Below are 10,428 nucleotides of genomic sequence, written 5' to 3' on the forward strand. Positions count from 1 at the left end.
CTCGGGAGAAGCCCACCGATGACCGCCATCCCCTCGACCACCACGGACGAGGCCACCCAACCCCCCACCCCCGCACGGCAGAGATCCGGCTGGAGCAGCCTGCGCCCCCTGATTCTGCGCCTGCACTTCTACGCGGGCGTGGTGGTGGCCCCGTTCCTGCTCGTCGCCGCCCTCACCGGCCTGCTGTACGCCGCGTCCTTCCAGGCCGAGAAGATCGTTTACGACCACGAGCTGACCGTCCCCGTCGGCGACCGCGAACTGCCCCTCTCCGAACAGGTCGCCGCCGCCCGCAAGGCCCACCCCGAGGGCACGGTGTCCGCGATACGCCCCTCTCCCGAGGCGGACGCCACGACCAGGGTGATGCTGTCGGGCGTGGAGGGCGTCGACCCGGACCACACCCTCGCCGTGTTCGTCGACCCGTACACCGGGGAGGTGCGCGGCACGCTGGAGCAGTACGGTTCCAGCGGCGCGCTGCCGCTGCGCACCTGGATCGACGAGTTCCACCGCGACCTGCACCTCGGCGAAACGGGCCGCCTCTACAGCGAGTTCGCGGCCAGTTGGCTGTGGGTGATCGCCGGCGGCGGCCTGGTGCTGTGGTTCTCCCGCCGCCGGGCCCTGCGCAAAATCCGCGGCACCAGCGGCCGACGGCGCACCCTGGGACTGCACGGCGGCATCGGCGCCTGGGCCGCGGTCGGCTTCATCTTCCTCTCCGTCACCGGGCTGACCTGGTCCACGTACACCGGCGCCAACATCGCCGATCTGCGCACCTCACTCGGCCAGGAGACGCCCTCGGTGTCGGCCGCGGCGGGTGGCGAACACGCGGAGCACAGCGCGGCCGGGGGCATGGGAGGCGACGCGGAGTACGGCGTCGGCCTCGACCGGGTCCTCGCGGCGGCACGGGCCGAGCGGCTCGACAACCCGGTGGAGATCGTCCCGCCCGCCGACGCGGCCTCCGCGTACGTCGTGAAGCAGATCCAGCGCAGCTGGCCCGAGAAGCAGGACGCCGTCGCCGTCGACCCGGCCACCGGCCAGGTCACCGACGTCGTGCGGTGGGCCGACTATCCGGTGCTCGCCAAACTCAGCCGCTGGGGCATCGACCTGCATACCGGCAGCCTCTTCGGCCTGCCCAACCAGATCGCGTTGATGCTGCTCGCGGCCTCCCTGATCCTGCTGATCCTGTGGGGCTACCGCATGTGGTGGCAGCGCGGCCGGGGCTCGGCCTTCGGCCGGCCGATCCCACGCGGCGCCTGGCAGCAGGTCCCGCCGTACATCCTCGTCCCGCTGCTGGCGGCGATCGCCGTACTCGGCTACTTCGTCCCGCTCCTCGGCATCCCGCTGGCCGCCTTCCTCGCCGTCGACATCGTCCTCGGGGAGATCGCACACCGGCGGGGCCGGAAGGACGGAGGGGGCGGGGGAGCCGGGGAAACCGAGGGAGCCGGCGGAGCCGAGGGAGGCGAACCGGCCGGGGCGGTGCGGACGCCGTAGTCGGAGCGCACCCCCGGACGAACCGCACGCGCGCCGGTGCCCGGCCTCCCTCCGGGGGGAACCGGGCACCGGCGCGCGTGACAGCACCGCGCAAGGCCGGCCCGATCCCGGGCTCGCTGCCTACGCGGGGTCGGGCTCGCGGTCGACGCTGCCGTCGAAGTCGCCCGCCAGCGCGGCGGCGATCCGCAGGTGGGACTGTGCCTCCTCGCTCCGACCCTGCCGCTCCAGGGTGCGGCCGAGCATCAGCCGGCCGTAGTGCTCCACCGGGTCACGCTCCACAATGACGCGCAACTCGGCTTCGGCGCGGCGCAGTTGGGCCGAGTGGTAGTAGGAACGCGCCAGCAGCAGCCGCGGCCCGGTCTGCTCCGGCACCTCCTCGACCAGCCCGCTCAGGACGCGCGCCGCGGCGGCGTAGTCCTTGGCGTCGAAGAACAGCCCGGCACGCTCCCAGCGCTCGGCCGGGGTTCCGTGGTCGTAGTAGTACGTGGTGTCCACTCGTGACCTCCTTCGATGCCGACAACGGACGAGGTTGCTTGAATATTCCACTACTGGCCCGGAGCTGCTGATGCTGCGGCCAGCTCCCGGTTGGCCCGCTCGGTGACGAGGGCCAGTACCCGTCCGGTGACCGCGAGTTCGTCGGACGGAATGCCGGCGTAGATCCTGGCAGCGATCGCCTTGGTCTCGGCGGACGTCGCAGCGTGCAGCTTCCTCCCGGCGTCCGTGATCCGCACCAGGGAATGCCCGTCCGGGGCCAGCAGCCCCGCGGCGATCAGCCCGTCGACCACGCCGTCCGCCTCGGGGCGGCCGGTCTTCAGGGCGCCGGTGATGTCCTCGGCCAGACGGGCGCGGTCGACCGGCCCCTCGGCCACGGCGACGAGCCGGAGGGTCACCGACTGCTGGAAGGAGATGCCGTGATGGGCCAGCACGCTCTCCAGGACGGCGCGGCTCGCGTAGTGGGCAAGGCCGATGGCACGGCCGTCGACAGGGGGTGCGGTGGTGGTCATGACTGCTCCGTCTCGTGAGCGTTGGCGTTGTCGCCGACGGCGTCCGCCGATGCGGCGAGGGGCGTGTCGAGGAGGGCCATCAGATCGCGGGTGAACGCGCGGGTGCGCGGACCGTCGAGGCCGTCGAGGGGCTCCAGCAACTGCCCCAGGAGCACGTGCACGACGTCGATCGCCTGGCGGGTGACCTCGGTGCCCCGTTCCGTGAGCGCCAGTTGCATGGCGCGCGGGTCGCGCGGGTCCCGGGTGCGTTCGAGGAGGCCGGCGGCCTCCAGGGCGCGAGCGAGCTTCGACACGTAGAGCGCTTCGAGTCCCGTGTGGTCGGCGAGCCGGCGCTGGCTGGGCCGCTCTCCGGCACGTCCCATCCCGTACAGCGACGCGACCAGTGAGTACTGCGCGTGGGTCAGCCCCAGCGGGGCCACCGCGCGGTCGACCGCGACGCACCACTTCATGGACAGACGCCAGACCAGAAACCCCGGCGTCGCGCCCTCGGGCGCCGAATGTACCGAACTCATGAGTCGATACAGTACATGGCAACTATAGCTATGGCTACTAATTACGTTGTCCTTCGTACTGCTGCAACGCCTCCCGCCGCCTTCCGCGTGGCGCGGCGGCGGATTGACGCACCGCCTCGCGAGGCTAAGTTGGGCGGCATGAGCAATCTTGAGCGGGAGGCCGTTCCGTCCCTGTGCGGTGGGCGCGGCTTCGTGGTGGCAGAGCCGGTACGTGAACTCCTCAGTCCCCGGAAGGTCAAGCTCGGAGAGTCCAGCGAGGTCCGGCGGCTGCTGCCGAACCTGGGACGGCGTATGGTCGGCGCCTGGTGCTTCGTCGACCACTACGGTCCCGACGACATCGCCGACGAGCCCGGCATGCAGGTGGCACCGCACCCGCACATGGGTCTGCAGACGGTGAGCTGGCTGCACCAGGGCGAGGTTCTGCACCGTGACTCCACGGGCAGCCTCCAGATGATCCGCCCGCGCGAACTGGGCCTGATGACGTCGGGCAGGGCGATCAGCCACTCCGAGGAGAGCCCCCGCTCGCACGCCCGCTTCCTGCACGGCGCCCAGCTCTGGGTCGCTCTCCCGGACGGCCACCGCCACACCGACCCCCACTTCGAGCACCACGCCGACCTGCCGGTCGTCACGGCGCAGGGCGTCAACGCCACGCTCATCCTCGGCAGCCTCGACGGTGCCACCTCGCCCGGCACGGCGTACACCCCGATCGTCGGCGCCGACCTGTCCCTGGCCGACGGCGCGGACGTCCGCCTGCCGCTGGAGCGCGACTTCGAGTACGCGGTCCTCGCGATGTCCGGCGAGGTCCACGTGGACGGCGTACCGGTGCTCCCGGGCTCGATGCTCTACCTCGGCTGCGGCCGCGACGAACTCCCGCTGCGGGCCGAGTCCGACGCGTCCGTGATGCTCCTGGGCGGCGAGCCGTTCGAGGAGGAACTGATCATGTTCTGGAACTGGATCGGCCGCACCCAGGAAGAGATCGAACAGGCCCGCCGGGACTGGATGGAAGGCACCCGGTTCGGCGAGGTGAAGGGGTGCGACGGCGCTCCGCTGCCGGCCCCCGAGCTGCCGGCGGTGCGGCTGAAGCCGCGGGGGAGGGTGCGCTGACCTGCGGGAATGCCTGATCCCTGGTGGCGGGCGGGCGGGCGGCGGTCGGGCGCTGCCTCCCGCTGTCCGCCCGCTCGCGGGAGGACAGCTGAGCGGAGTGCGGACCGGAGCCGGGAGGGCGGGCGATTCCCCGGTGTGGCCGTCTGTGGGCAGCTGTGGCAGGACTCTTGCTGACCTGATGCTGACTTTCCTGACGCCTCGTCAGCTGCGATTGAGGCACTCTTTTCGCAGCTCCCTCGCGCGCGGTGGCCTTTGCGGACCCGGTGGCGGCCGGACGAATGCTGACCCGGCGGGCGGCTGAGCCGGGTGCCGGTGCGTGAACTCGGCACTTGCCCTGTCGTCTTGTGGAGAGTCGACAAGATTCGGGGGCCGTAGAGGCCTGCTGGTGAACGCTGCTTTCCTTGATCCAGTAAGAGAAGTGCTGTCCGAGCGCCACCAATGGGTTCTTCGTCTGCTGGTGGTACACGCCTGACCTCGCTCCTGACCTGCGACAAAGAGTGGAAACATCGAGTGCCAGGCTGTGTCGGTCCGCACCTGGTCCGGATCTTGATGAGTGGTACGTGGTGCTAGCGAGTGGGCCGCGGTACCACATGGCACAGGTTGTAACGATCGTCTGCAGGCGTCCAAGCCGGTCCAGGATGGGCACGTAATGCCAGGTCAGAGGCTCTCGGTCTGGGGGAGTCGACGCAGTCGGTGACAGGCGTGTGACAGCGGCGTTCGACGAGGAGCCTTGCAGGTGCGGCCCGGTGGGGCTTTTGAGCAGGTGGGTTTGAGTGTCCGCCGTGGGCACTGGTGCACTCGGGTTCTCCTCTCGCGAGTACCCGAAGCGAGAGCGCGTCGACGACACGACTCTCACGGCCGATGCGCAGCATGCGACTTGGGAACTCTTCGCGGCCCACAGGGACGTATCCTTCGCTCCCGCAAAGCCCATCCCCTGATGGGGGCCGGCCGCGACGCCTTACAGACACGACTGTGCTGTCATTTCTCGGTTCTGGCACAGACACGGCAGCTGTAGTTCCGGTGTCTGTGCTGTTCAGCAGCTTGGGGGCTGGGTTCGGGCATGGGTACGGCCACCGTGATCATGAACGTTTGTGACGACGTTTCAAGAAGCGGTGGCCGCGGAGGTCGCGATAGCCCAGGCCGCCTGGGGTCGGTTGTTCGGGGCGGCGATGGATGCGATCGCGGGCTGCTTAGCGCGGCGTGAGACACGTGCGACGGCCGCGGAGATGATCACCGGGCTGCTCGCGGAGGTGGACCCGCGAAACTGCTGGACGCTGGCTCAGGCGCTGGGGCATCCAGGCCCGCACCGGCTGCAGCACCTGCTGTCACGGGCGAGGTTCGACCATGACCGGGCCCGGGAGGAGATCGCCCGCCTGGTCATTCATGAACTCGCGGGTCAGGACGTGGTGCTGGTCGCGGACGAGACCGGGGACGCGAAGTCCTCGACCGACTGCGTTGGCGCCGGCCGCCAGTACTCCGGTGCGATCAAAGGCGTCGGACTGTGTCAGGTCGCCGTGCACCTGGCCGCGGGCACCGCGTCGGTGCGGGTGGTGAGCGACCGGGCGCTGTATCTGCCGAAGGACTGGGCCGCGGACGAGAAACGCCGCGAGATGACCGGTGTCCCGGACGAGATCATGTTCGCCACCAAGTTGCAGCAGACCGCCGTCATGGTCGAGAACGCGCTCGAGTTGGGTGTGAGGGCGCGATGGTGCGCGGGTGACGAGGTGTACTCGGGGCGGGAGCTGCGCGTGAGACTGCGGGCGTTGGGGCTCGGCTATGCGGTGGGCGTGTCCCACACGCACGTGGTGACCGACGGAACGGGCCGCAGGTGGAAGGCCCGCCAGATGATCAACAAGGTGCTGCCCGGCCAGTGGATGCGCCTGCAGACCGGACACGGAACGAAGGGCACCCGCGAGTACGACTGGGCCTGGCTCGACGTCCGCGCGGACGACGCCCCCAACGGACACCAGGATGACGGCACCAGCGTCCTGGTCGCTCGTCGGTACCGGTACACCGGCGAGATCTCCTTCTTCCGCTGCTGGTCGCCCGGATATGTCACCCTCGCCCAGCTGGTGGAGGTGATCTGCCGACGGTGGCAAATCGAGGAGACCTTCCAACTCGGCAAGACCTTCACCGGCCTGGATGAAGGGCAGGTGACCTGCTGGAACTCCTGGATGCGCTGGACGCTGTTCTCCCTTGCCGCATCCGCCGTCTTCGCCCTGACCGCCGCCGCCACGACCACGGCCAGCCCCGCCGGACCGGTCCGTCTCGTCCCGTTGACCTGTCCCGAACTCGTCCGACTCCTCCGGGCGTTCGTCCTCACACCACCAGTGCGGGACGCGGAACACGTCCTGCGCTGGATTGCCTGGCGTCGCCACAATCAAGCCACCGCACAAGCCTGCCACCAGCGCCGACACGCTCTCCAGGACCAGCCATGACCAGAACTACAGCTGTCGTGACAGATCTTGGGGAGCGGTCGCGGAGGGTCACTGAAGCAGGATCATCTTGCGGAGTGGTTCGAATCCGGCTCGTCCGTAGAGCTGTTCCTTGATCTTCTTGATGCGGTTCACGGCGCCTTCGGTGCCGCCGGAACTCCAGTGCAGGGTGAGTCCGGCGGTCACGGCGTCGAGGTCCCGGAGGAGGTGGCGGGCGAAGTTGGTGAGGCCGGGCAGCCGGCCGGCGTCGGCGGCGCCGGCCCCCAGCGCGACGGCGACCGGCTCGCCGAGGCGGCGAGCCAGGGTGAGCAGCTCCAGGGTCGGCTTGCGGACGGCGCCGTCCACGTGGTCGACGTAGACGAGAACTTCAGCCATGGGACTTCTTCTCTCCTGCTTGAGAGGTGTGAAGGGGGCGAAAAGCGAGCGGGGGCCTGGTGGCTCAGATGAACTTCTGGCTCGCGAGGAAGGCGGCGAGCTGCCGACCGCCCTCGCCCTCGTCCTTGACGATCGTGCCCGCACTGCGGGCCGGACGCTCGGTCGCGGCCTCGACCACGGTGTAGGCGCCGGCCAGGCCGACCTCGTCGGCCTGCAGGTCGAGGTCGGACAGGTCCCAGGAGGCGACCGGCTTCTTCTTCGCCGCCATGATGCCCTTGAAGGACGGGTAGCGCGCCTCGCCCGACTGGTCGGTGACCGACACCACCGCCGGCAGCGACGCCTGCAGCTGCTCGGAGGCGGCATCCCCGTCCCGGCGGCCGGTGACCGTGTCGTCCTGGACCGCGACCTCGGAGAGCAGGGTGACCTGCGGCACGCCCAGGCGCTCCGCGAGCAGCGCCGGCACCACACCCATCACGCCGTCGGTGGAGGCCATGCCACAGAGGACCAGGTCGTAGCCGGCCTTCTCGATCGCCCGGGCCAACACCAGCGGGGTGCCCATCGCGTCACTGCCGTGCAGGTCGTCGTCCTCGACGTGGATGGCCTGGTCGGCGCCCATGGACAGCGCCTTGCGCAGCGCGTCCCTGGCGTCCTCGGGGCCCACCGTCAGCACGGTGATCTCCACGTCGCCGTCTCCCTTGTCCCGACGGTCTTCCGCGATCTGCAGCGCCTGCTCGACCGCGTACTCGTCCAGCTCGGAGAGCAGACCGTCCACCTCGTCGCGGTCGACGGTCAGGTCATCGGCGAAGTGCCGGTCGCCGGTGGCGTCGGGCACGTACTTCACGGTGACAACGATCCTCAAGCTCACCGAACGCCTCTTTGCAGTGTTGATGTGCGTGCCGTCGACGCGAGTTCGTGCTGGTGCAGAGAGAAGCCAACGATCACCAATGGTACTCGGTACCTCATTGTGTACACGGAGCGCCAATTGGCGATCTTGTAGTCGGTCACAGGGCGGGCTGCTGGCTCACTGTTGTCGATTCTTCACTGCTGGGCGCCGCCCTCGACGAGGCGTCGCAGTGAAGGGAGCAGGACGTCAATGTCTTGCCCCGTCCTGAACGCGACTACGGTCGTGCCGCCGCTGGGCTCCGGAGCGGAACCGGGTGCCGGGAAGAGAGAGAGCACCTCACGCATCGCGTCCTCCACCTCCGCGACCGGATCGGATGACTCGCTCCGCAGCCATCGGCGTAGCACATGGTTGTGGGCGGCGACCACCGCCGCGGCCATGAGTTCGGCACGCAGCGACGCCGACTGTGTGGGGTCGCCCATCCAGTCCGCGATGAACTCCCGGAACAGCCGCTGATAGCGGGCAACACTGGCGATCTCGCGGTCCCGCAGAGCGGCTACCTTGCTGGTGAGCCGGTACCGTCGGCGCGCCAGGTCGCCCTCCTCAATGTAGTGCAGCAGCACCAGGCGGACCGCGTCCGAGACGGCGACCAGGGCGGTGCTATGGCTGGAGGTCGTCAAGCGGTCCCGGATCAGTGCGAGCAGCCGGTCGTGGTCGGGGAAGATGACCTCTTCCTTGGACCGGTAGTGCCGGAAGAACGTCGTACGCCCGAGCCCTGCTCGCTCGGCGATGTCGTCAACAGTGGTCTGCTCGTATCCGCGCTCGTCGAAGAGGGCGAACGCGGCGTCCGCGAGTCGGATCCGCGCAGGTGGCTTGCTCATGGGCGCTCATCCTTCCCTGTCCCGGCCTTCGGAGACCACTTGCCACCCTGAATGGTACTGAGTACCGTCTAGAGTAGATTCAGTGCCAAAGGAGGTCCGTGTGGATTCCGTGGCAACGAGCGAGTCCAGTCTGCCGATCCAGCCGCTCTACGACGGCTGGTCGCTGATGGACTTCGACGCGGACGCCAAGCTGGGCGCGCCCGGCCGTTTCCCGTTCACCCGCGGCGTGTATCCGTCGATGTACACGGGGCGGCCGTGGACGATGCGGCAGTACGCGGGGTTCGGCACGGCGAAGGAGTCCAACGAGCGCTACCACGAGCTGGTCGGCGTCGGCACCGGGGGCCTGAGCGTGGCCTTCGACCTGCCGACCCAGATGGGCTACGGCTCCGACGACGCCATCGCCCGCGGTGAGGTCGGCAAGGTCGGTGTGGCGATCGACTCGATCCAGGACATGCGCACGCTGTTCCAGGGCTTGCCCCTGGACAAGGTGTCGACGTCGATGACGATCAATGCCCCCGCTTCCACGCTGCTCCTGTTGTACCAGCTGGTCGCAGCCGAACAGGGCGTCTCGAGCGATCAGTTGACCAGGACGATCCGGAACGACGTGCTCAAGGAGTACATCGCCCGCGGCACCTACATCTTCCCGCCCAAGCAGTCCCTGCGGCTGATCAGTGACATCTTCGCCTACTGCCACCGTGAGCTGCCGCGCTGGAACACGATCTCCATCTCCGGCTACCACATGGCCGGGGCCGGAGCCACGCCCGCGCAGGAGATCGCGTTCACCCTCGCCAACGCCAAGGAGTACGTGCGCGCCGCGATCGCCGCGGGCCTGGACGTCGACGACTTCGCTCCGCGCCTGTCGTTCTTCTTCGTCGCCCGGACCACGCTGCTGGAGGAGATCGCGAAGTTCCGCGCCGCCCGCCGTATCTGGGCGCATGTCATGCGCGAGGAATTCGGCGCGAAGAATCCCAAGTCGCAAATGCTGCGCTTCCACACGCAGACCGCCGGTGTGCAGCTGACCGCGCAGCAGCCCGAGGTCAATCTCGTCCGGGTCGCCCTGCAGGGTCTGGGCGCCGTCTTGGGCGGGACGCAGTCGCTGCACACCAACTCCTACGACGAGGCCATCGCCCTGCCCACCCAGAAGGCAGCGCGACTGGCCCTGCGCACCCAGCAGGTCATCGCCTACGAGACCGACGTGACCAAGACCGTCGATCCCTTCGCCGGCTCCTGTGTCATGGAGTCGATGACCGACGACCTGGAAGGCGCGGTTCTGGAGCTCATGCAGGCCGTCGAGGACCGCGGGGGAGCGGTGGTGGCGATCGAGCAAGGCTTCCAGAAGTCGGAGATCGAGAAGTCCGCCTACCGGACCGCCCTGGAGATCGACAACCAGGAGCGGACCGTCGTCGGGGTCAACAAGTACGTCCTGGACGAGGAAGAACCGTACGAGCCGCTACGGGTCGACCCGCAGATCGAGATCGACCAGTGCGAGCGCCTCGCAGTCCTGCGCACGGAACGTGACAACGATGCGGTCGAGCGCGCCTTGGACGCCCTGCGTGTCGCCGCGAAGGGTACCGACAATGTCCTGCCCCCGATGCGCGAAGCCCTGCGACAGCGCGCCACCGTGGGCGAGATCTCTCATGCCCTGCGCGACATCTGGGGTGTGCACGTACCCCACGAGACCTTCTGATCACGGAACCCCGGGTGGAGCAACGAGTGACCGACATCAACATTCATACGACCGCGGGCAAGCTCGCGGATCTCCAGCGTCGCATTCACGAGGCGACGCACGCC

General features: G+C 68.9%; 9 protein-coding genes and 1 pseudogene. 4 read left to right on the forward strand and 6 right to left on the reverse strand.

Annotated elements, in window-relative coordinates; translation table 11 throughout:
• The first annotated feature begins 18 nt into the window (after positions 1-18).
• Positions 19-1,485, forward strand: a complete 1,467-nt coding sequence (locus ACFPZI_RS31670) for a PepSY-associated TM helix domain-containing protein (RefSeq protein ID WP_381370434.1) — start codon at positions 19-21, stop codon at positions 1,483-1,485.
• A 120-nt stretch (positions 1,486-1,605) separates the two neighbouring features.
• On the opposite strand, the gene ACFPZI_RS31675 is transcribed toward ACFPZI_RS31670, so the two are convergent.
• The 3 genes from ACFPZI_RS31675 to ACFPZI_RS31685 are packed head-to-tail and all read right to left on the reverse strand — an operon-like array spanning position 1,606 to position 3,001.
• Positions 1,606-1,980, reverse strand: a complete 375-nt coding sequence (locus tag ACFPZI_RS31675; RefSeq protein ID WP_381370437.1) for a tetratricopeptide repeat protein — start codon at positions 1,978-1,980, stop codon at positions 1,606-1,608.
• Between the two features lie 50 nt (positions 1,981-2,030).
• The gene (locus ACFPZI_RS31680; RefSeq protein WP_381370440.1) at positions 2,031-2,489 is read right to left on the reverse strand and encodes a MarR family winged helix-turn-helix transcriptional regulator; all 459 of its coding nucleotides are present in this window, start codon (positions 2,487-2,489) and stop codon (positions 2,031-2,033) included.
• The gene (locus ACFPZI_RS31685; RefSeq protein ID WP_381370443.1) at positions 2,486-3,001 is read right to left on the reverse strand and encodes a MarR family winged helix-turn-helix transcriptional regulator; all 516 of its coding nucleotides are present in this window, start codon (positions 2,999-3,001) and stop codon (positions 2,486-2,488) included. Before ACFPZI_RS31685 ends, ACFPZI_RS31680 begins: the two co-directional genes overlap by 4 nt.
• Before the next feature lie 138 nt (positions 3,002-3,139).
• Between ACFPZI_RS31685 and ACFPZI_RS31690 the strand changes: the two genes are divergently transcribed.
• Together ACFPZI_RS31690 and ACFPZI_RS31695 are read left to right on the forward strand one after the other, a co-directional pair.
• The gene (locus ACFPZI_RS31690) at positions 3,140-4,105 is read left to right on the forward strand and encodes a pirin family protein (RefSeq protein ID WP_381370446.1); all 966 of its coding nucleotides are present in this window, start codon (positions 3,140-3,142) and stop codon (positions 4,103-4,105) included.
• Between the two features lie 1,091 nt (positions 4,106-5,196).
• Entirely contained in the window at positions 5,197-6,543 is a 1,347-nt protein-coding gene (locus ACFPZI_RS31695) for an IS701 family transposase (RefSeq protein ID WP_381370449.1), read from the forward strand.
• Positions 6,544-6,786: 243 nt separating this feature from the next.
• Here the strand turns inward: ACFPZI_RS31695 and ACFPZI_RS31700 are convergent.
• The 3 genes and pseudogenes from ACFPZI_RS31700 to ACFPZI_RS31710 form a co-directional block, all read right to left on the reverse strand.
• Positions 6,787-6,915 (reverse strand): annotated as a pseudogene (locus tag ACFPZI_RS31700) (electron transfer flavoprotein subunit alpha/FixB family protein); the annotation flags it as partial.
• Between the two features lie 64 nt (positions 6,916-6,979).
• A complete protein-coding gene (locus tag ACFPZI_RS31705) occupies positions 6,980-7,780 on the reverse strand; it encodes an electron transfer flavoprotein subunit beta/FixA family protein (RefSeq protein ID WP_381370452.1) in 801 nt (266 codons plus the stop codon).
• Positions 7,781-7,953: 173 nt separating this feature from the next.
• Positions 7,954-8,637, reverse strand: a complete 684-nt coding sequence (locus ACFPZI_RS31710) for a TetR/AcrR family transcriptional regulator (RefSeq protein WP_355898817.1) — start codon at positions 8,635-8,637, stop codon at positions 7,954-7,956.
• 100 nt (positions 8,638-8,737) lie between these two features.
• Here ACFPZI_RS31710 and ACFPZI_RS31715 point away from each other — a divergent pair, with 100 nt between their 5' ends.
• Positions 8,738-10,324: an acyl-CoA mutase large subunit family protein gene (locus ACFPZI_RS31715; protein WP_381370455.1), complete on the forward strand. Its 1,587-nt coding sequence runs from the start codon at positions 8,738-8,740 to the stop codon at positions 10,322-10,324.
• Positions 10,325-10,428: the final 104 nt, after the last annotated feature.

Source organism: Streptomyces chlorus (assembly GCF_042655885.1).
Taxonomy (GTDB): domain Bacteria; phylum Actinomycetota; class Actinomycetes; order Streptomycetales; family Streptomycetaceae; genus Streptomyces; species Streptomyces chlorus.